Genomic DNA, 21,215 nt, shown 5'->3' with positions numbered 1-21,215 from the left:
GCGGGTACACATCGCTGCGCGATGTGCAAGGGAGGCAGTCGCTGCGCTCCCGCTGCCCGTGCGGAGCACGGGCCAACTCCCTCCGCTGCGCTCCGGGAGTTGAGGGGGGCCAGCCGCTGCGCGCCCGGCTGGCCGCGCATCGCGCGGCCGTGACTGGCGGAGTGTCAGGTGCAGCTAGTGGGAGCTTCAGTACGGAAGTTGGGGAGCGCTTCGCGCTCCTGGGCGGGTCCGCTGCGCTCCCCCGCCTGACGGTCCTTCCGGCTGCGCCTTCAGGACTTTGGGGCCCGCTGGCGCGGGCCTGGCTGGCTGCGGAGGGCGGGAGTCGCTCGTTCGTGTGGGTTCCAGTGTAGCGCGTGCATCGTGTCGATGCAGCATGTACTGTTGGCGGAAATGCAGGATACCCACCCGAAAACCCTCCCTCATGTCCGATAGGAACGGCCGCAGATGACCGGTCACGGCGAATCTACCGGAAAAACACCCTCGCTGAGCAGCGATTCCGTGCACAGGGTGAGCCAGTATCAGACGGCGGGCACCAACGCCCGGTTGAGGCTGTTTGCGCTCCTGGACGCCCAGGGCGTGCCCGCGAGCGAGGCAGACGACCTAGTAGCCGCACTGGAAGCCGGAGCGGTCGCCGGGGCGCAGTCCGAGGTGGTGGAGCTGGACGGCATGGCGCTGGCCTCCCGGGGTCCGGTGTTCGCGGACGGCTGGGATGAAGGCGTGGTGGCCGTAAGCGAGGCTCTGGTGAGCATCGCTGACCGGGACTGGTCGCGGCGTGGCGGCCGGTCGGCCGGGGCTGCTGAACTGGCCGTACACATCTCGGACGTGAGGCAGCGTGAGCGCGCCGGGCTGGAGCGTCTGGAGGCGTTCGTCCGGGAGACGGTCCTGCCGCGCACCCACCCGAACACCACGGAGCGGCGCCGGGTGCTGGAGGCGCTGGGCGAGGCCGGCTGTCTGTGCAACGTGCGGACGGTGGAGCTGTCCAGCGGCGACGTCATCCTCTGCACACGCGAGGCTGGGCACTACGACCCGGATGACAAGCCACCGTTCAAGGACGGAAAGCCCGGCGGCTGGCACCAGGCAGGCGCGTCGATCTGGAGCGACTCCGGAGCGGCCTGCGACCCGCACACGGCCGTGTGAGACACCACCGGAAATAGGCATCGGGAGGGAATAGAAATGTCTTTGATTCCACTCAGAGAACACCAGATCGACCAGAAGTCGAGCTTCCGTAACTGGGTTGGATTCCCCGCAAGATCACCCGTCCCCCCGGAGGGGGCGCGTGCCATGGGGGTGTCCGCGACCGGGTCCGGGAAGACGATCACCACCGCTGCCTCTGCTCTGGAGTGCTTCCCGGACGGGCGGATCCTCGTCATGGTGCCCACCCTCGATCTGATCGTGCAGACCGCCCAGTCCTGGCGCCGGGTCGGGCACCGCGCGCCCATGGTCGCGGTCTGCTCGGTCGACAGGGACGAGGTCCTGGAGCAGCTCGGGGTGCGCACCACCACCAACCCGATCCAGCTCGCTCTGTGGGCCGGGAAGGGGCCTGCGGTCGTGTTCGCCACGTACGCCTCCCTGGTGGACCGCGAGGACCCCACCGACATCACGGGGCGGCGGACGGTGCGGGGGCCGCTGGAGGCTGCTTTGGTGGGCGGGGAGCGGCTGTACGGACAGCGGATGGACCCGTTCGACCTGGCAATCCTGGACGAGGCGCACATGACGGCCGGGGACATGGGCCGGCCGTGGGCGGCGATCCACGACCAGTCACGAATTCCGGTCGACTTCCGGCTCTACCTCACCGCCACCCCGCGGATCCTGGCCGCGCCCAGCCTGCAGCGGGGTCGGGACGGCCAGGAGCTGGTGATCGCCTCGATGGAGGACGACAGCACCACCTACGGCACCAGGATCTTCGACCTCGGACTCGCGGAAGCGGTGGAGCGGGCCATCCTCGCGGGCTTCGAGATCGACGTGCTCGAGATCCGTGACCCCGACCCGATCCTCGGCCTGTCCGAGGACGCGCTGCGCGGCCGGCGCCTCGCGCTGCTCCAGGCCGCGCTGCTGGAGCACGCGGCGCAGATGAACCTGCACACCGTCATGACGTTCCACCAGCGGGTCGAGGAAGCCCGCGCGTTCGCCGAGCAGATGCCGGCGACCGCCGCCGAGCTGTACGCCACCCAAGCCTCCGAGGCCGCACTCGCCCACGCGGAGGAACTCCCCGCCTCATCCATCGACGCCGAGCTGTACGAGCTCGAGGACAGCCGCCACATACTCCCGGACCGGGTCTGGGCCGACTGGCTGTGCGGCGACCACCCCATCGCCCACCGGCGCGAGGTCATCCACCGGTTCGCCAACGGCATCGACGCCGACAGCCGGCGCGTGCACCGGGCATTCCTCGCCTCCGTGCGGGCCCTCGGGGTCGGCGTCGACATCACCGGCCTGCGCGGCGTGGAAGCGGTCTGCATCGTCGGCTCCCGCAGCTCCCAGGTCGACGTCGTCCAGAACATCGGACGCGCCCTGCGCCCGAACCCAGACGGCACCACGAAGACCGCGAGGATCATCATCCCGGTCTTCCTCACCCCCGGCGAAGACCCCAAGGACATGGTCGCCTCGGCCAGCTACCAGCCCCTGGTCGACATCCTCCAGGCCCTTCGCTCGCACTCGGAACGCCTCGTCGACCAGCTCGCCTCCCGCACTCGGATCCGCGGCGAGGAACGCCGACGCCTCCACGTCCGTCCCACCCCCACAGCGGGAGCCGACGGCGGTGACGAAGAGGAGACCAGCGAGGCGCAGCAGGAGGTCGACCGCGTCACCTCGATCGTGGTCAACTTCGCCTCCCCCCGCGACGCCGCCGACATCGCCGCCCTGACCCGCTGCCGCGTCATCCGCCCCGAGTCCCTGGTCTGGCTGGAGGGCTACCAGGCCCTGCTCCGCTGGCGAGCCGAGAACGAGATCACCAGCCTGCACGCCGTCCCCTACGACACCGAGACCACCGTCGGCGCGACGACGGACTTCCCCCTTGGCAGATGGGTGCACCAGCAGCGGAAAGCGCTGCGGTCCGGAGAACTCGACCCCCACCGCAAGGAACTCCTCGACGCCACCGAGGCCGGGATGGTGTGGGAACCCGGCGAGGAAGCCTGGGAGAACAAGCTCGCCGCCCTCCGCTCGTACCGGCGCGCCACCGGACACCTCGCCCCCCGCCAGGACGCCGTCTGGGGAGAAGGCCAGGAGATGGTGCCCGTCGGACAGCACATGGCCAACCTCCGCAGGAAGGGCGGCCTCGGGAAGGACGCTGAGCGGGCCATGGAGCGCGCGAAGCAACTGGCGGCGGTCGACCCGGACTGGAACTGCCCGTGGCCGCTGGACTGGCAGCGGCACCACCGGGTGCTCGCCGACCTCGTCGACGCCGACGGCACCCTGCCCAACATCCAGCCCGGCGTGCTCTTCGAGGGCGACGACCTGGGCAAATGGCTCGCACGGATGCGAGAGGCGAGCACCTGGGCGCAGCTGTCCGCGGAGCAGCAGGAACGGCTGACCTCGCTGAGCGTGAAGCCCGCTGAGCGCCCCACCCCGGCCCCGGCGACCAAGAGTGCCGGGAAGACGTCAGCAGCCTTCCAGCGGGGCGTTCAGGCCCTCACGCAGTACATCGCCCGCGAAGGCCACCACCGCGTCCCCCGCGGCCACACAGAACAGATCACGGTGGAGGGCGAGGCCGCGCTGGTGCCAGTGAAGCTGGGCGTATGGATCACCAACACCAAAACCCGCCGCGACAAACTCACCACCGAACAGCACGCCGCGCTCACCCGGCTGGGCATCGAATGGGCATAGCCGACGGGCCCCACCGGAAGTGAGCCAGCGGGACGCCCTTACACGCCGCGAGGAGCTCCGGGCAGCGTCGGCCGCGTGGAGCTCCTCGCGCTGCCGCCTCGTTCTACGGGAAATCGGAGCCGGGCGGTTGCTGGCTCACGGACCACGGGTACGACGCCTACCCCGCGTCCAGGATGGGGTTGCGGTTGCTCTCGTAGCCGGCGAAGCACTCAGTCAGGGCCCAGGTGAACCGCTCCGGGTCGGCTGCCCTCGACCGGAGCATCTCGTCGGGCGGAATGTCAGCCAGGGTGACCAGACGTTCGATCTCCTGGGCACTGGCCACCGTCGTAGGGATGTCCGGAGTGGGCAGGTTCAGACGCGGCAGGTTGGCATTGGCCACTGGAAACGGTTCGAAGGTGACGATCAATGCCTGACGGAGGCGATCCGCTGGGATGTCCGCAAAGGCCGGGTGCCTCTCGTCGATCTGAGCAGATGTGTTGTTGATCTGCTGGTAGGCACGGCCCAGCTTCCTCTCCGTCTCCTCCACACCGCGTAGGAGGCCGAGGCGGGCGTTCTGCGTGGGCATTGTGGACTTGACCTCCACAAGCAGGACCAGGTCTTCGAACACGACGGTCCAGTCCACGCTCTGCTTCTGGTTTCGCTTGACCGTGTACGTGATCTCTCCGACGACGTGGGCATCCTGAATGAGGCGGAGCTGGCGGCCGATGTACTCCTCAAAGAGGTAACCCGTCTCGACGGGAAACTCGTTCCCAAAGTGCTCCAACCCTGTGTAATAGATGCCCGCCGGGGTGACCTTGCGCCACACGAGCTGCGGAGATGGGCAGAGCAGGCCGGGCCCGAAGCCTGTCAACGCAGGCTGTCCCTGGAGCGGGTTGTAGGTGAACCGTCGCAGCTGATCTGCCTTGGCCCCGGCAATCTGGGCCAGGCCGTCCACACTGCGGTTCTCAGCTTCCTTGAAGGCCGCGACATCCGTGGCAAAGTGTCGGTCGATGATGCTGACGGCGGTCTCCCGGCTGATGACTCTGTCGAACCGTGGGCCGTCTGGACTGTCGTAGATGGCGGGGTCGAATCGCCCGGCACTGTGCAGGGCGCTCGTCCACAGCAGTTGTGCTGTGCCAACGTAGTCCGTCAGTGAACAGCCGAATACCTCGGTGTCCCAGCCGGCTGTCATCCAGCGCGGTTGCCGGTGGGAGGGGAATGGGGTGTGCAAGTACAGCGCGGCGGTGCGGGCAAGGCTGACGTACTCCGGGCTCTGCCAGGCCATCTGCTCGCCACTGATCCGCATCATGAAGTCCCGCAGGCGCACCGCATCATCGTCATCGCCGTGCAGCGTCGGATCCTTCAGGTTGGCGTATGCGGTCAGGATCTCCAGCAGGTCCTGCTCGGTGGCCTCAGACCGGTTGTACTCGGTGCCGTACGCCAGGCAGACGCGCGCTGCGCCGGCCAGCGCCCAGGGCGTGTACTTCCGGTAGGGGCTGTCCAGCCAGGAATGCGGCCTCTCTGGGCCTCCGTATCGGGCTGCTGCCGCGGCGAGCAACGGCAGTAGCGAGCTGGGCCGGTGCCGACGCACACGCTGACGGTACTCGTACTCCGACACGGGCCGGTCATACAAAAGTGCAGCCATCTACTCATGATCCTCGTCCACCCCGAATCGTCGACTCAATTCTCCAAGACGCGCCGCCCCATCAGCCGGGCTTTCAACGACCGCGTTGCCCTGGCGGGCGGGCCCGGCGATCGGGACGAGGAGCACAGTGAGCGCGGCCTGCAGCGTGAGGGCGATGCGGTGCCGGGGCGGGGTGTCCTGCAGGTCGTGGAGGATGTTGTTCCGCAGGTTCATGCCGTCGGTGGGGCCGCCGAGCAGCACGCGGAAGACGGTCGGCCAGGGCTCGGGGTATCCGGCCTGTTCCATGCCGCTGATGAGGGAGCCGAGCTGGCTGACCTGGCCGGGCCTATCGCCCTGGGCGTGCTGAATAACGGAAACGTCGGCGGCTTGGAGGCGGCGGCGCAGCAGACCCTCGATGCGCGGTAGGACAAGGGCGATCGCGATGTCATCGTCGTGGTCCCAGAAGGCATGGAAGGCGCGGGCAAGCCCGCGCATCCGGGCGGCCGGCGCGAGTGGATCCCGAGTCAGGAGAGCGAGCAGGGCCTCGCCGGTCGGTGCGAAGCGCTCGTGGATACGGTCGAGTTGGGCTTCGAGGAGGAGCCCGTGGACGTCGAGAGAGAACACGCGGGCGTCGAACAGGTTCTGTCCGGCCGGATTGTCCGTGTCGGTGACGTGGGTGACGACCGGGCCGTTGAGGTTCAAAGTCGCGGTCGGAAGGCGGAGCAGCCCGTGCTGTTCGAGAACGACCGGCTCGGCGAGGACAGGGGGCGCGGTGGCGACGGTCACCAGCGCCTGTCCGAGGTCGGCGACGGTGTCGATGGCGTTGCGCGCGGCGTCGATGAGGTGCGTGGGCAGCTCGAGCGAAGTGCTGGTCCGGGTCAGGTTGAGGTCCTCGGGGGTGAGTCTCTGCTGAGCACGGCGGATTTGATCCAGGGCGTCGGTCAGACCGTGGTCGCGGGCGTAGACGGCTGCCTCTTCGAGTCTCATGAGCTTGGCGATGCCGCCGAGCTTGTCGGCATGGGTCACGTACGTGTTCAGGATGCGTTCCTCGAGCGCGCGCCGGGCGGCTGGCTCGGCCTCGATCCGGCGCAGGTCCTGGAGGAAGGCGATGTGGTTGTGGGAGTCGGTCTGGTAGTGGTCGGCGGCGCGTTCGAGTAGCGGGCGCAGTGGCGGGTGGTTGGCTTTGTCCGCTAGAAGGGGTTCGGCCATGGCGGCGACGACACCGGGAGCGGGCTCAGTCCAGCCGAGCGCTGTCTCGGCGAGGGCGATCATCTCGTTGACGATGTCGCCGAGCTCGGGCTGCCGGGTACCGATGGCGGGGTCGTGAGCGGCGCGCAGGGCCTCCACCGCCTTCCATCGGTCTGCGGTGACGAGCGGACCGGTGGCAGCCAGCATCACCGGCGCGGCGTCGAGGTAGTCAGTAACGGCTGCCTGCAGGTGCGCGATGGGCTGCGCGCCGAACCGGGCAGACCAGAGCAGATGGTGCAGCCGGGCTCGCACCATGGGATGGGCCGCCGCAGTCGCATAGAGCGACCAGATCCCGTGCACCTCGGACGGGAGCTTGTTCACCTGCCGCGGCCAGGGATCGGGCCCGGGCCCGATGTAGGAGCCGAGGAAGGTGCCGTCGTCCTGCCGGAAGATGAGCATCGCGCCCCACAGGGCGTGAAGGTGGTCCAGCTCGGTCTCGGCGCGGCTGGCCACCCGTGTTGCGGCTTCCAAGGGGGTGACCATGGACTGGAAGGAGATGAACGGGCTGCTCGACTCGTCCAGCACCTTGAGTACCGCCGCCTGAACGTCCACGTCTGCTCCCGGCTCCCCTCAGCTGACAGTCGGGCCCGCCGCACCTTGTGCGACGGGCCGACACTTTTCGTGGCCGAGGCGGGATTCGAACCCGCGACCTCTGGGTTATGAGCCCAGCGAGCTACCGACCTGCTCCACCCGGCGACCTTCACTGTAAGACGCCAAGACCACCCCGAGCGAAGGGATTTCGCACAGGGTTCTTTCGCGTCTCTGGTGCTGGCCGGACGGCCGCCACGCTAGTCATCGCGCTGTCGTGAACACTCCCCTATCGACGTTCAGGGTGGGGACGGGGCGGCGCTGGACGCGCTTCCAGGCAGCGCGCTCGCCGTGACCGCGGGCCCACCGCCACCTGAATGGGCGCCGCGGCCAGCCAGCTCGGGGAGTTCGGTGTCAGTGCGGCGCGTGCGCGCACCAGTTCGTGATCAGGCGCATGCCCGAGCATCGCGGCTGTTCGGGATCTACAGGTCGAACTCCAGGTGCTCAATGTCCGTGAACCGGACCTCCTCCAGAGAGCCGGCGCGGCGGCCGCCGTCCTGGAAGTACACCTCCCTGAGCCCTTCGGCCACGATCTGCTGAAGCTCGCGTTCGCTGGCGCCAGCCTCCTGGGCCTCGAAGAGACGGGCCGCGTAGCGGGGCGGCAGGGCGACGGTCAGGTGCCGGCGGCGGTCCTCATCCGTCGACCCGATCGGCGCGGTGTAACCCATGCGGGCCTGGGTGTCGATGACGATGCCGCCAGTGGTGGCTGCCTTCTGCCGGGCCTTGGCCCGGATCTGCGGCTGCCACCGCTTCTTCACCTCGCCCTCCAGGCGGGCGGCGAGGTCCGGCCGGGGCTTCTTGATCTGGTCCTTCACGTACCGCTCGACGGTGCGCTGCGAGATCCGCAGCATCTGGGCGACCGCCTCGGTGCCTTTGAGCTGCTTGACCAGGTACCGCATCTGCGCGGGCGCGCTCTTGGGTGCCGGGCGGGTGAACGCCTTCTGCACCGCGGCGTCCAGACCGTCCCCGAACAGGCTCATCGTTGCCCTCTCCTACTCTCCGTTGTCGACGTCGGTGACGGTGCCGTCCTTGATGTACCGGGCGAGGTTGAGCTCCGGCGCATTGAACCGATCACGGACCTCCTCGCCCCACAGGACGGACTGGGTGCCCTCGTGCTTGACCAGGCCGGGGTTGACGCCGAGCTTGAACCCGCCGGGCAGCGGCTTGCCCTCCCGGTAGGGCAGGAAGTCCAGCGGCGAAGGCCCGTCGGCCGCGTAGACGACGCAGTCGGACAGGATCGCGACCGGGTACTGCCCGGTGAACGCCGCGTGCTTGACGATCTTGCGGTGCAGGTTGATGCGAGTGCGGGAGATGACCGCCGCCCGGATGTCCGGCCGCCACGTCGGGCGGGCCAGGGCGCGCCACGGCTCGCCGGGCCGCCAGCCCTCCCCGCGCGGGCGCTCGCGCAGCTTGCCCAGGCCGCCCTTTACCGTTGCCTTGACCGCCGAGACGACGATCGCGAGCTCCGGGTCACGGCTCTTGTAGCCGTCCATCGCCGCGAGGAAGTCCTCCGGCGACAGGTCGGCGTCGACGCCGAGGTCGGCCATCGTGGCGAGGTAGGCGTCGCGCAGCCGCTGGTACCAGCCGTCCAGGTAGCGGCCGTTCTCGTACCGAACGTACGCCTCCAGCGGGCGCACCTCGTAGCCGAGCTCTACCGCGTACGCCATGGTCGGCGTCGCGTACCAGGCCGGCCCCGTCGGGTGCTCGCCCTTCGGCGTGAACGGGCTCGGCAGCAGTTCGCCGTCCAGCTTCACCCATTCCTTGCCGACCTTCACCTTCGACAGGTCGACGTGGCTCAGGTCGACCAGCCAGGAGCCGGGCAGTTTCGGGTCAAAGGCGGGGTTCTTGACGTATGTCGGCGCCCCAAGGCCGACCGTGAGGCCGTTTACGCCGGCGGCGAAGGCCATGTTCACGTCGATGCCGACCAGGTGCCGTAGGGTGCACTCGGCGTCCGTCATCGGCCGTGCCCAGTCGTATGCCTCCTCGAACAGCTTCTCGCCGGGCCCGCGGACGTGGAAGCGCGGCAGGTCCGCCAGGAGCGGGTGCCCGTCGGGGGCCTCGCACGGCGCGCAGTCCACCGGATCCTTGCCCAGCGAGCCGGGGTTGTGCTCGGGGTGTCGCTTGCCCGTTGCGTCCGGTTGGGAGGCGCGGGTCGGCGGGTGCAGGGCGGTCATCAGCTCCAGGCCGGTCACGGCGGTCGATCCGCGCGGCGTCATCACCCGGGAGGCGTACGTGCCCAGCAGCCGGGCGAGGTCCGCCGGCGGCAGCTGCCCGGCGTCGGCCCAGTGCCGGGTGTCGAGCGCGTCCCACGACGGGATGCACAACTGCACGCACGCACGCTCCGAGCCCTGCGCGGGGCGGTAGATCCTCGCCCACGGCCCGAAGCCGCGCTTGGTCAGCTGCCAGTCGGCGCGCGTCAGCTGCTTGATGACCTTGTGGCCTTCCGGGATCCGCCCGGCCAAGCGTTCCTGCTGTGTGAGCGTGACGGGCAGGCCGTAGTGCTCGCATGCGGCATCGGTCAGCACGATCAGCGGGTCGGCGTCCTTGCCCGGACCGGACAGCTTCGGCTGACCGAGTCGCCCTTCGCGCAGCGTCCACTCCACCAGGGCGGGAATCGACTTCGCCGGTACGTCGAGGACCAGGCCGCCGATGCAGAACGCCAGTACCTGACCATCTGCCTCGACGTCGACGACCACGAGCGGCCCGTTCTCGAACCGCGGATCGGCGCCGCCCGCCGGGGTGCCTGCGGGGGCCGCCTTCTTCGCGGCCGGACGGCGCGACGTAGGACCGGTCGTGACCGCCGGGCGCGGTACGGCGGCAGGGGCGGCGGGGCGGAGTGCGATGTTCGCAGGCTCCGCAGCCGGGCCTGTGGGTGCGATGCGGGCTTGGGCCGGTTCAATTGCCGATGGCGCAGGAGCGGCCGGAACGGCAGGCGTCTCGGGGGTCGCCGTGTCCTCAGGGGGCACCGGAGCGTCGGCGGGGTAGAGCTGGGCGAGCTGCTTGAGCATGCGGGCGTATGCGTCGCGCTCCGGCGGCCGCGGCTCGGTCTTGCCGGCCTCCCAGCCGCTGACCGTCGCGCGCCGCACCTGCAGTGCGGCGGCCACCTCGTCCAGCGTCAGGCCGTGCGCCTGGCGCAGCCGCTTGCGTTCCGCCGGGGGCGGCAGCGGGGAGCGAGACGCGATGAGCGCGTCGACCGCGTCGAACAGCTCGGACATGCAGCACCTCCTGTCCCGCAACTCTAGCGTGAAGCGTACGTTTCGCGTACGAAGCACGTACGAATAGCGTTCGCGTGTTGATCTCGCATGGCTGGACGGTGGCTCGGGCACAGCGGCGGTTCGGCGAGAGCCTCACCGTGTCCTCGCAGTCCGACCGAGTGTTGTGCTTGGGAACCGGCCCCATCGCGTGGGCCGGTGAGACTGTGGAGTGGCAGGTGACGGATCCGTTCTCCCCATGACCGGCGGTCGGTGTCGTCCGGCTGGCCCCGCTGGCAGGTGAAACGACGCTGTCGTTCGTGAACCGACTGGCCGCTCGCTACGAGGTCACCGTGACGGGCTTGCTGTCTGCGATGGCGGGCCCCGGCGTGCGTGGCGTCTGGGGAAAGAGCTGTCTCGTCGGCGAGGTGTTCCTCGCGCCCGCAGTACGGCGCCGGCTGGCCTCCCTCTGCCAGGTGCCAGAGCCGCATCTGTCCCGGGCACTGCCCTCCTGGGAGGAGGGCGCTGGCACGAAGGAGAACGGTGACCAGCCAAGCGTGCGCTTCGCCTCCGGCAGCACGATTCCTGCCGTCATGCTGGCGTGCCGACTGTGTACGGCGGCCCGCACAGGCGCCCTGTGTCCTGCCCGTCTGTACTCCGACCTGCGCTCAAGGATCTGCATCAGGCACCAGTGCTGGTCCCTCGACTCACTGGCGCTGGACAGAGTCACGCTGGTCGAAGGCTAGGTGAGCCTCGCCGGGACACCGGAGGTGATCCGTGCGCACCAGTAACCGAGCTGGCCCACCGTCTGGACCGCCCGTGGCTGGCGGAGCAGCTCGCCACCTCCAGTGCAGGAGCCTTGTTCGCCTGGGTGCGGGCGTGTGTGCGGCAGGGGCGGGGAACAGTGCCCGAGGAAGGTGTGTGGGCGGTTCCGGTCGCGCACCGGCCTCGGGGGCTTGCGGTGCAGCTGCGGGAGTTGCGCCTGCGAGAGCCCTTCGGCAGCGCTCCGGCGGCAGGACGGCCGTCCCGTGCAGAGCAGGCGTATCAGGTCGGGGCTTGGCACACGCCCGTACCTACGCGGCGCGTCACGGGCATCTCGCCGTTCCGAAGTACGGCCGTCACGAGGGATTTGCGCTGGGAACGTGGCTGGCCAATCAGAGAACCGGAGTAGCGGCGCTTCCTGTCGATCGGGCGCAGGCCCTGCATCGCATTGAGCCTCTTCAGCGGTCACTCGAGTGAGTGATGCGCAGGCTGCTGTTGACTGCCTCCGCGACCAGCGCGGACACGCCCCGATGCCAGCGGCCGGTCCTCCTCCTCGTCACTCGATCGTGGCCGAGTTGAAGAAGCTCATTGATCCCTGGTGGAATGGTCCCTGGCAGGTCTCCTGGCGGCGGACGTACCACCGCGCGCTGGAACACGTTCGAAAGCACGGCCCCGTCGACGCCACAGCAGGATTCCCCGGCACCAGCCCCGCCTTGGGCGAGTGGCTCCATGAGCAGTGTTCCCGGTACGACGACCTCCATGTGGGCCAGCAGCGCCTGCTCGCAGATCTCGGAATCCGGCCCGCGCACGCCCGCTCAGCACGCCCTCGCGCAAAAGCCTTGCTCAGGCATTCGCGGCCGGCCTGGAACACGCGCGCGCCTACGCCGCTGTCCACGGCCACCTCGCCACGTCCAAGAGCACCCGACAGGACGGTTTCCCTCTTGGGCAATGGCTGATGAGCCAACGCAACCGGGCCCGTAGGGCGGAGAAGGAAACCGACCGGAGCCGTGCACTGTCCGCCGTCGACACCTGGTGGAACCCGCCGTGGCCCATGGCATGGCAACGCGCCTACCACCACGCCCGTAAGCAGTGCGGCGGCAATCAGGCGCTGGTGCCGGGGGATGGCTTCGCCGGGGTGGGGGCGTCTGCCGCATCGTGGCTGTACGCGCAGTGCGCCCTGTTCGAAGAGCTCCACCCCCGCCAGCAAGATCTACTGCGGGAGATCGGCATCACCGCCGAGGCCGCACAAGCGAGGCAGGCCACGCGGTACCGCCCCACCGGCGTTCGGATCGACTTCGCCGTGGGCTTGGCCCATGCCCGGGACTACGTCGGCGTTCACGGCCACTTGGCGCTGCCGCACCCCGTCCCGCACAACGGGTTCCCGCTGGGCAGGTGGCTCGCCAGTAAACGTGGAGAGGCCGGAGCTCATGCGCGTCGCACGCCGGCTCCGTGGCCAGGCATGCAGGCCCTCGCTGCTCTGGATCCGTGGTGGCTTCCTCCGTGGGCGTTCGCCTGGCAGCGCGACTTCCACCGTCTGCGCCCTCTGCTCACCGCCGGCCTCGAACCACCGCCCAAGCTGCGCTCCTGGTTCACCAAGCAACTCGCTCAACGCCACGCCTTGTCACCGGGCCAGCAGCGGCTCCTGCAGGATCTGAAGGATCTCCCGGCTGACCATGGGTGCAGGGGCTCGGCATCACGGCCGCCGTTCCCCCGTTCGGGTGGCGGATCCGGATCACGGCTTTCAGCAGCCCCCCATGGACTTGGCTGTTGAGTGTGGAAGGGCACGAGAACAGCAGGCGGGTGCAGCAGGCTGCCGCAGGGGGCACCGGTGCGGGAATCGAAGCCGCGTTCGCCACAGCCACCGGGCAGGTGACGCAGCTGCCGTGGGATCAGGCGGCGGCGTCGGTGCGGTTCGAGGACCTCGCGCCGGTATCCGCGTTTCCGATCGTTCCGGGCCGCCGGTGGGGACCGGGCTGGTGGTGGTCGGCGACCACCGGACGGCACGTCGTCCACGGTTCGGCAGCAATGCGCACCCAGCTGATGGTCCTGGACCGGAACCCGGACGTGACCGGCCTGTCCGCACGTCCGGTACGGCTGCTGTGGCGGGATACCGACGGGCGGGTGCGCTCGTGGGTGCCCCAGCTGTTCGCCCGGTACGCCGACGGCACCGGTCTGCTCGCCGACTGCCCCTCCAGGCCGGTTGTCGGCGGAGACAGGGCGCGGCGGGCTCAGGTGGTCCTGGAGGCGGCGTGCGCGCGCGTGGGCTGGTCGTACCGGCACCTCGAGCCACCTCCAGCGGTGGTGGCGGCGAACCTGCGATGGCTGGCCGGCTACCGCCACCCACGCAATCAGGGCCCGCCCGGACTGCGGACCGCGTTGGCCGAAGCGTTCGCCGGGCCCCGGCCGCTAGCCGACGGCGTAGCCGGGGTGGGCGATTCCTTGCAGGTACTGCCAGCCGCCTATCACGCGCTGTGGTGCGGACATCTGACGACGCCTCTTGATGAGCCGCTGCACAAGCGGGCGCTGATCTGCGCTTACGCAGACCGTGGTGAAGGCGTCGGAGGGCGGCTGAGCGACGTCGGCGGCGATCAGGAGAAAGGTTGAATGCAGTGGGCGGCACACACGGTAAGAGCCGGCGGCCGGTGGTGGAGGTCGGCGCGCACGTCACCTACCTGGGACAGACCTGGCAGGTCGCCGCCTTGCAGGGCCAGCAGGTCTACCTGCTGCAGGAGGACGGAGCTGAAACGAGCCTGCTGCTCGGGCAGTTGTTCGCCGATCCGGGCTTCGAAGTGGTGGGCGCGCGGACGCCGGACACGGTGCCGCAATGGGGGCTGTTCGAGACCGTTCCGCTGGCGGCCCAGCAGTGGGCGCTGGCCTGGCTGCCGCACATCCGGGAGGTGGAGACCGGGCTGCCGCATGCTCCGGGCAGCCATGAGGGCCAGACGATGCGGCCGGAGTACGACCCCGAGCGATGGACGCTGGCGCAGCGGGATGCGGCCAAGGCGCAGGAGCTGGCAGCCCTCGGCTTCGCCCGGGTGACGTGTACGACGGTGGAGCGGATGCGGCACGCCTACCGCAAACAGGGCTTGTGGGGGCTGGTCGACAAGCGGGCGGCGCCGGCACGCGGCCGTCATCCGGCGGGGTATGCCGACGAGCAGGTCGTGGCCGCGGTGCTGGAGGCGCTGCGGCGCCAGCGAGGCCGGTCGAAGGGGACGGTGAAGGGACTGCAGGTACTGGTCGGGCAGATCCTGGAGGACACGCATGGGCGCGGGGTGGTGGAGATGCCGTCACGGTCGACGTTCTACCGGCTGGTGAGCGTGCTGGCCGACCCGGCCGACCGTCCGGGCCGCCCCGCACGCACCGCCACTGCACCCGCCCGCACCTCGTCGGCGCCTGTGGTGCTGCGGCCCGGGGAGCAGGTGCAGATCGACACCACCCGCCTGGACATCATGGCCGTCCTCGAGGACGGCAGCCTGGGGCGGCCGGAGCTGACGATCGCCGTCGACGTCGCCACCCGCTCCATCCTGGCCGCCGTCCTGCGCCCGCACAGCACCAAAGCCGTCGACGCAGCCCTCCTGCTGGCCGAGATGGCTGTCCCCCACCCTGTCCGGCCGACGTGGCCCGTTGCGCTGCATCTTTCCCGTGCCGAGGTGCCGTATCAGCGGATGCTGTCGCTGGACGAACGGCTGGAGGGCGCGGCCGCCCGCCCGGTGATCGTGCCCGAGACGATCGTCGTCGACTGCGGGAAGATCTACCTCTCGCAGGGCTTCGTCGCCGCCTGCGAGACGCTCGGAGTCAGCGTGCAGCCGGCCCCGCCCCGTCGGCCGCAGGCCAAGGGTGTGGTGGAGCGGACGTTCGGCTCGATCAACGACCTGTTCTGCCAACACGTCGCCGGCCACACCGGATCCAACCCCCAGCGCCGCGGTTCCAAGACGGCGGCCGAGGCCCGGTGGACGATCCCGCAGCTGCAGGACTTCCTCGACGAATGGATCACCTGCGGCTGGCAGAACCGCCCCCACGACGGACTGCGCCACCCCGTCCTTCCCAAAACCGCCCTCACCCCGAACCAGATGTGGGCCGCACTGATCACCATCAGCGGCTACGTGCCCGTCCCGCTCACCGGCGCCGACTACCTCGAACTGCTGCCGGTGCGCTGGCAGCCCATCACCGAACGCGGCATCCGCCTCGACTACCGCACCTACAAACACGACATCCTCGACCCCCACCGCAGCCAGCGCTCCCCCGTCGCCAGCAAAGACGGCAAGTGGGAGCTCCACCACAACCCCCACGACGCCCGCCAGATCTTCGTCCGCCTCACCGACGGACAGCTCCACGAAATCCCGTGGATCCACCGCGACCACGTCCACCAGCCCTTCAACGACGCCATCTGGCGCCACATCCAGACCGAGGTCGAACAACGCGGGAACCGCGACCAGCACGAAGCCGACCTCGCCGACGCCCTCGACCAGCTCCTGCGCCGCACCCGCAGCCCCGCCGATTCGCAACACGAAGCCAGCCCTCGCAAACGACCTCGCGCCCGCGGTACGGCCGTGCCGCTGCCCGACCTGCCCGGGCAGCGGCGCCCCCTCGCAGCAGAGACCACACCGGCCCCGGACCCTGACTGGAGCGAGAGCCTCGACGACCTCATTGGCCCCGACACGGCCACAGAGCCGGGCACTGGCAATCCGGTGGGGCCAGGGGCGTTGCCGGGCGGGGCAGGCGGATACGGACTGTGGGACGCCGAAGCGGAGGCCGAGCAATGGTGAACATCCCGCCGCGCACAGTCGAGGTGCCGACCATCGGTTTCCCATCGGCGGCGGACCGGTCTGCCGGTCCCGCGGCAGGGGCCGGCGGCGACTCTCCTGAGGCGCAGCAGCGATCGGTGACCACCTGGGACGGCTTTCATGCCTTCGCCACCACTCCCGTGGCCGCTCCTCCCCCGCCCGACGCACCATCTCGCAGTCTGGAGGAACGCCTGGCCTACCACTCGCGGTTCGTCACCGTGCGCACCCCCGCCATCGACACCCTCGCCAAGAACGTGCGCACCCTGATGATCCTCGGCCGCCACCAGACGGTCACCGCACGCCCGTCGCTGATCGTCACCGGCCCCGCCGGCGCCGGGAAAACCACCGCCTTGCTCCAGGTCGGACGCGCCTGCCACCTCGCCCACACCCGCCGCCACGGCGCTGCGGCCACAGCCGGACAGGCCCCCGTCGCCTACGTCCTGGTCCCACCCGCCGCCAGCGCCAAAACCCTGGCCACCGAGTTCGCCCGCTACCTCGGCATCCCCGTCACCGCCGGCATGTCCCAGGCCCAGATCACAGGCGCCGTCTGCCACACTTACACAGCCGCCCGGGTACAGCTGGTGATGATCGACGAGATCCACCGGCTCAACCCCCGCACCACCAGCGGCGCCCAGAGCGCCGACCTGATCAAAGACCTCACCGAACGCATCGGCGCCACCTTCGTCTACGCCGGCATCGACGTCACCACCACACCCCTGTTCACCGGAGTACGCGGCGCCCAGCTCGCCGGACGCGCCTCCCTCATCGACTGCACCGTCTTCCCCGCCTGCCTCGGCGACGAAGAACCCTTCCGCGACCTCATCACCGCCATGGAGAGCGCCCTCGACCTACGCCACCACCGGCCCGGAACCCTCCCCCGGCTGGTCCCTTACCTCCACGAGCGAACCGCCAGCCGCATCGGCAGCCTCGCCCGCCTCATCCGCCAGGCCGCCATAACCGCCCTGATCGACGGCACCGAACGCATCACCAAAACCACCCTCGACGCCATCCGCCTCGACCACCTCGCCGAACAGCACCACCGCCCAAGCGGCCAGCCACGCAGTAACCGCAGCCCGTGACCCGGACAGACATAACAGACCGTGCTGCGACAAAGGCCGGCGCCGCGCAATGCAGCGTCGTCACCGCAGAGGCATGGCTACAGGTCCCGTCAGCCTGGCCGGGCGTTCTCCGCGTACGGCCGCTGACCGGTGAAGCGACCGCCTCATACGTACAGCGCCTGGCTGACGCCTACCGGCTGACGGTGTCCCAGCTCCTCGACGGCGCTGGCATCCCCCTCCACCGCCACGGGACACCACCGACGGCCGAACTCATCCTCACTCCGCGCGCGGCCCGGCGCCTCTCCATCCTGGCCCGCACCCCGCTCCCCCACCTGACGCGCGCCCTGCCCCGCCTCCCCCTCCGCGACGCCGCCCGCGACACCGAGGCGGCCGCGTACTGGACGCGGCTCAAAACCGAGCAGCAGCCCGTCCGCGGCTGCACGCTGTGCACCCGCCACCGCAGCAACGACGCCACCGACACCACCTGGGTTCAACCGGCGCCGCACCAGCTGATGTGCCCACGCCACCAGCAAGCAGCCCCAGACCCGCGGCTGACTTCCACCCTCCGCACCAGGGCCGCGCCGGAGCTTGTCGCCGCGCACCACGCACACCAGCGCCTCTTACGAAACCCCCGCGCGGCCACCGCCTGGACCACAGCACACGCCATCACCACCCGCTGGCACACCCGCCTGACCCGGCTCTGCGCGGCCAACCCCCTCCTGGCCACCACAGGCAGCGCCTCCCCCACTCTGCTTACCCGCGACCTGGTGATCTACCCCGAAACCGTCGCCCTTGCCCGCACACTCGCCACCCTCCCGAGCCGGCCACACCGCGACACCGACAAGGCCCTCAACCTCATCGCCTACCGACTCGGCCTCCCACGCCTGCCCCTCAACGCGAACGATCCCCTCCGAGTCTTCCTCACCCACACACGCCACTGACCAGCATCATCCGGAACCCCGAACCCCCGGAGAACGCAGCCGCATAAAGACGTGCCACCACACCTACGAGAAAGCCAAGATCAATCCCACACGACTACCGGACCGCAGACCAAACGCCCGAACAACCAAACCGAACACGCCCTCAGAGCACGCCCATCACGCCCGAACACAACCGCTTCAGCCGTCCCGAGTCCCACCACGAAGACGGGACACCAGACCAAAGCAGTCCAACCCCCTGAAGATCACTGCATCGTCACAGCAGTGCCACCGCCGTACCCATTCACAGGTGTCAGACGGGCCGCGAGCTGGACTCTTCCTCCCCTGCGCGCGGCCCTTCTGTGTGTCCAGGTGGCCTGAGCGGGATCGGCTGGTGGTCTCCTGCTCTTGGTGCTCGGTGCTCGCCGGTCTGGTTCAGGTCCGGCGCCGGTCTGGATGTCACTGGGCTGCTGCTCTCGACGAGGCTGAGGGGGACGTCCAGGCATTCGCATCTGCGTTTCGCCCGGGCGATCACGCTCAGCGTGGCCAGAGACGGCGGTGTCTTGGGCAGCTCGATGGTCACTGTTGCGGGCCGGTAGGCGGCGATCAGCATCTCGATCCGCAAAACCGCCGCAGCACGGTCGTCGATGTCGAGATCCCGGTGCAGCGTGATCCGCAGCGCCCCGTCCTGCATATCGTGACTGAGCAACATCGAGTCCTCCCAGAAGCAGGGGATCACTGTGGGCGCCGATCCACCCATGCCCTCCAGAAACGGGGCGAAACTGCAGGTCAAGCCCACTTTCGAGTGGCCCTCCTCGCCGAGAGCCATGTTCGCTAATCATGCCCAATGTCCAGTATCTTCGCATTTGGGTATTGACTGCTCAGGGTCTTCTGTGCTGCGTGGGGTGTGCTGGAAGTACCAGAGAAAGCATTCCGGCCCCTTCCGGACAGGCAGTGATTGCGATGACGACCACCACAATCTCCCCGGCCCGGCAGCCGCGTCCCGCGCTGCATGCCGTGCCGGCCGGTGAGCACGTCTTCAGCCTGCCGCTGGAACATGGGCCGCTCGCACCGGCCACCGCCCGCCACGAGGCCCGCCCGGTACTGGCCGCCTGGGGACTGGACGAGGACCAGATCTACGACACCCTGCTGGTCATCTCGGAACTGGTGACCAACGCCGTCACCCACGCTCTGCCGCCCGTCGCCCTCCACCTGCACGCTACGGCCGGCCACTCCGGCCGCGTCCAGGTCCACGTCAGCGACGGCGGCCCCCAGACCGCCCCGGACAACTGGGCGGCCAACCGTCCGGCCGACGAGCACGGCCGCGGCGACATGATCATCACCGCACTCGCCGACCAGGCCGGAGCCGACCTCGACACTGACGGACTCATCGACCACTGGGCCGGCCTCGCCGCCGCCTGACACCCCGACCCGCTACCAGGAAACCCCGTCACCCGCACACTGGCACAAAGGAGGGCAAAAGTTCGAATTCTCCCGACTCCGGAGGCGGCCATGCGAGCCGACGAACTGCTGCAGGTCCACAGCCTGCGGTACGAGGACACGGTCCTGCTCTGCATGACCGGGGAGCTCGACCTGGCCACCGCCCCCCTCGTGGACCGGGCGGTCACCACCGCGCTATCCAGCCGCCCCCGCCACCTCTGCCTGGACCTCACCGGCCTCGTCTTCTGCGACATGACCGGCCTGCACGCACTCGAGCGCCTCTCCAACGCGGCCCACGCCACCCACGCGAACCTCCACCTCGCCGGCCTCCACCCCCACCTCCAACGCACCCTCCACCTACTCAAAGCCGCGTCTCCGTGGCCCCCACCCGTCCCGCACCGACACCCGCAGACGTGAGCTCGCGGTGTCCGTGAACACTCCCGTTGGGCTCTGGCACAACTTCTGCCCGTTCCTCCGAGGCCGACGAACCCCGTTCAAGGCAGGCGGTACGCCTGCGCGCGGCTGATACCGAATCCGGCGGCACCGTACGCCTCCCGCGAGCCGTAACCGAGCAGTAGCCAGGCGCGAGCGGTGGGCGCGACCTGCACCCGGGCCGGAAGTACCTCCACGGAGCGCCGGACATCGTCCATCGCCATACGCAGGCCCGTCCGTCACCCCGCGGGCCTGCGCCACGGTCAACGGCGCCGGAACCGATCCGGCAACACCATCCCGGCCTCCATCGCAGGTGCCCATACCTCCATCGTCCTCCCATGGGATGGGCAGAGCCACGGCGCCTGTGCAGTCCATGACGCCTCCCTGCTCTCACGCATTGCGGCGAGCCGCGTCCGGTCTACGTTCTAGTCGGACAGCAGCAGGTTCGGGTGTGTCTTGGCGATGTAGGGACGCAGCATGCGCAGCGTGCCACTGAACGCCTCAAGAAACGCGTCGACGTGCTGGATGGACATGGGCGTGGAAAAGCAGAACAGGCTGCGCCGTGACATAAAGACACCTTGGTTCAGCATCTCCAGATGGAACAAGGCGGGCAGCATTCCCAGGTTCTTGCTCCGGGAGTGAACATCAGCGGCATTGCGAAGCGGGCCTTCCCCCCAATGGAAATGCCCATAAAAGCCCATCCCGGCAGCCTTGACGCCCTCGTCCCTGGCTGCTGCGGTCATGCTTTTCAGCAGCAGCTCTCCCAGACCGTTCAGCCTGGAGACCTCCTGGTCGCCGTAATGCTCCAGTGCTGCAACACCAGCGGCTAGGGTCACGTCGTTTCCGCAGAAGGTTCCCGAGTGGTACAGGGGATTGTCACTGCCGGGGTCGAACTGCATCATGATCTCCTGGCGCCCGCCGAAGGCACCGATCGGGAGGCCGCCGCCGATGATCTTCCCGAGTGCGGTCAGGTCCGGCTCGATACCGAGGGTGTTCTGCAGTGGCCCGAGCCGGAAGGTGGCAACCTCGTCGAAGATGAGCAGCACCCCGTGCTCGCGGGTCAGCTCGCGAAGCGTGTGCAGGTATCCGTCGTGCGGCGCGATCCCGCCGCCGGCTGCAAGCATCGGCTCGACGATGAGCGCAGCTATCTCGTGCTGGTACCGCTCGAGCACGTACGCGGTCGCTGCAGCGTCGTTGAAAGGAATGACCAAGACCTGCGACGCGGTCTGTGCCGGTACACCATGGGGGATGTCCACGGGCGGGAAGCTGTCAGGAAGTCCTACTGAGGTTTTCAGGGTGGGGTCGGTGGTACGAGGGTCAGACCGGTGGCGGTGAGGCAGCCGTCGATCAGGTGGGGCCGGAGCTGGATCCTG

At 69.3% G+C, this 21,215-nt stretch carries 18 protein-coding genes and 1 tRNA gene; 11 read left to right on the top strand and 8 right to left on the bottom strand.

From position 1 onward, the window contains the following. The first annotated feature begins 507 nt into the window (after positions 1–507). On the top strand, positions 508–1,137 hold the full coding sequence (locus tag ACFVZH_RS37970) for a hypothetical protein (protein WP_384904831.1): 630 nt from the start codon (positions 508–510) through the stop codon (positions 1,135–1,137). A gap of 36 nt (positions 1,138–1,173) precedes the next feature. Next, the gene (locus ACFVZH_RS37965) at positions 1,174–3,819 is read left to right on the top strand and encodes a Helicase associated domain protein (RefSeq protein ID WP_384904829.1); all 2,646 of its coding nucleotides are present in this window, start codon (positions 1,174–1,176) and stop codon (positions 3,817–3,819) included. Between the two features lie 157 nt (positions 3,820–3,976). Here the strand turns inward: ACFVZH_RS37965 and ACFVZH_RS37960 are convergent, their stop codons facing one another. The 5 genes from ACFVZH_RS37960 to tap form a co-directional block, all read right to left on the bottom strand. Then, on the bottom strand, positions 3,977–5,443 hold the full coding sequence (locus tag ACFVZH_RS37960; RefSeq protein ID WP_384904828.1) for a hypothetical protein: 1,467 nt from the start codon (positions 5,441–5,443) through the stop codon (positions 3,977–3,979). Continuing rightward, positions 5,444–7,222, bottom strand: a complete 1,779-nt coding sequence (locus tag ACFVZH_RS37955) for a hypothetical protein (RefSeq protein WP_384904826.1) — start codon at positions 7,220–7,222, stop codon at positions 5,444–5,446. Between the two features lie 70 nt (positions 7,223–7,292). Next, positions 7,293–7,366, bottom strand: a tRNA-Met gene (locus tag ACFVZH_RS37950). 314 nt (positions 7,367–7,680) lie between these two features. Continuing rightward, the gene (tpg, locus tag ACFVZH_RS37945; RefSeq protein WP_384904824.1) at positions 7,681–8,238 is read right to left on the bottom strand and encodes a telomere-protecting terminal protein Tpg; all 558 of its coding nucleotides are present in this window, start codon (positions 8,236–8,238) and stop codon (positions 7,681–7,683) included. Between the two features lie 12 nt (positions 8,239–8,250). Beyond that, positions 8,251–10,473 (bottom strand): telomere-associated protein Tap, encoded by a 2,223-nt coding sequence (tap, locus tag ACFVZH_RS37940; protein WP_384904822.1) that lies wholly within the window; start codon positions 10,471–10,473, stop codon positions 8,251–8,253. 296 nt (positions 10,474–10,769) lie between these two features. Between tap and ACFVZH_RS37935 the strand changes: the two genes are divergently transcribed. The 7 genes from ACFVZH_RS37935 (at position 10,770) to ACFVZH_RS37905 (ending at position 17,994) form a co-directional block, all read left to right on the top strand. Next, positions 10,770–11,195: a hypothetical protein gene (locus tag ACFVZH_RS37935; protein WP_384904820.1), complete on the top strand. Its 426-nt coding sequence runs from the start codon at positions 10,770–10,772 to the stop codon at positions 11,193–11,195. A gap of 31 nt (positions 11,196–11,226) precedes the next feature. Continuing rightward, positions 11,227–11,688 (top strand): helicase associated domain-containing protein, encoded by a 462-nt coding sequence (locus tag ACFVZH_RS37930; RefSeq protein ID WP_384904818.1) that lies wholly within the window; start codon positions 11,227–11,229, stop codon positions 11,686–11,688. Positions 11,689–11,947: 259 nt separating this feature from the next. Further along, positions 11,948–12,982 carry a helicase associated domain-containing protein gene (locus ACFVZH_RS37925; protein ID WP_384904817.1) on the top strand — a complete coding sequence of 345 codons (1,035 nt, stop codon included), beginning with the start codon at positions 11,948–11,950 and terminating at the stop codon, positions 12,980–12,982. 2 nt (positions 12,983–12,984) lie between these two features. Beyond that, positions 12,985–13,815, top strand: a complete 831-nt coding sequence (locus ACFVZH_RS37920; protein WP_384904815.1) for a TnsA-like heteromeric transposase endonuclease subunit — start codon at positions 12,985–12,987, stop codon at positions 13,813–13,815. A 5-nt stretch (positions 13,816–13,820) separates the two neighbouring features. Further along, positions 13,821–15,977 carry a transposase gene (locus ACFVZH_RS37915; protein WP_384904813.1) on the top strand — a complete coding sequence of 719 codons (2,157 nt, stop codon included), beginning with the start codon at positions 13,821–13,823 and terminating at the stop codon, positions 15,975–15,977. Between the two features lie 116 nt (positions 15,978–16,093). Beyond that, positions 16,094–17,074 carry a TniB family NTP-binding protein gene (locus tag ACFVZH_RS37910; RefSeq protein WP_384904811.1) on the top strand — a complete coding sequence of 327 codons (981 nt, stop codon included), beginning with the start codon at positions 16,094–16,096 and terminating at the stop codon, positions 17,072–17,074. After that, positions 17,071–17,994: a TniQ family protein gene (locus ACFVZH_RS37905; protein ID WP_384904810.1), complete on the top strand. Its 924-nt coding sequence runs from the start codon at positions 17,071–17,073 to the stop codon at positions 17,992–17,994. Before ACFVZH_RS37910 ends, ACFVZH_RS37905 begins: the two co-directional genes overlap by 4 nt. Positions 17,995–18,283: 289 nt before the next feature. On the opposite strand, the gene ACFVZH_RS37900 is transcribed toward ACFVZH_RS37905, so the two are convergent. After that, entirely contained in the window at positions 18,284–18,799 is a 516-nt protein-coding gene (locus ACFVZH_RS37900) for a hypothetical protein (RefSeq protein ID WP_384904808.1), read from the bottom strand. A 134-nt stretch (positions 18,800–18,933) separates the two neighbouring features. Here ACFVZH_RS37900 and ACFVZH_RS37895 point away from each other — a divergent pair, with 134 nt between their 5' ends. Together ACFVZH_RS37895 and ACFVZH_RS37890 are read left to right on the top strand one after the other, a co-directional pair. Continuing rightward, positions 18,934–19,392, top strand: coding sequence for an ATP-binding protein (locus ACFVZH_RS37895; protein WP_384904806.1), 459 nt, complete (start codon positions 18,934–18,936; stop codon positions 19,390–19,392). A gap of 90 nt (positions 19,393–19,482) precedes the next feature. Beyond that, positions 19,483–19,827 (top strand): STAS domain-containing protein, encoded by a 345-nt coding sequence (locus ACFVZH_RS37890; protein ID WP_384904805.1) that lies wholly within the window; start codon positions 19,483–19,485, stop codon positions 19,825–19,827. Positions 19,828–19,904: 77 nt separating this feature from the next. Here the strand turns inward: ACFVZH_RS37890 and ACFVZH_RS37885 are convergent, their stop codons facing one another. Then, positions 19,905–20,066: a hypothetical protein gene (locus ACFVZH_RS37885; RefSeq protein WP_384904803.1), complete on the bottom strand. Its 162-nt coding sequence runs from the start codon at positions 20,064–20,066 to the stop codon at positions 19,905–19,907. A 201-nt stretch (positions 20,067–20,267) separates the two neighbouring features. Beyond that, positions 20,268–21,098 (bottom strand): aminotransferase class III-fold pyridoxal phosphate-dependent enzyme, encoded by an 831-nt coding sequence (locus ACFVZH_RS37880; protein WP_384904801.1) that lies wholly within the window; start codon positions 21,096–21,098, stop codon positions 20,268–20,270. Positions 21,099–21,215: the final 117 nt, after the last annotated feature.

Source organism: Streptomyces sp. NPDC059534, from assembly GCF_042743475.1.
Taxonomy (GTDB): domain Bacteria; phylum Actinomycetota; class Actinomycetes; order Streptomycetales; family Streptomycetaceae; genus Streptomyces.
Note: the sequence above shows the minus strand (reverse complement) of the source record. Positions and strands in the feature narration are given on the sequence as shown.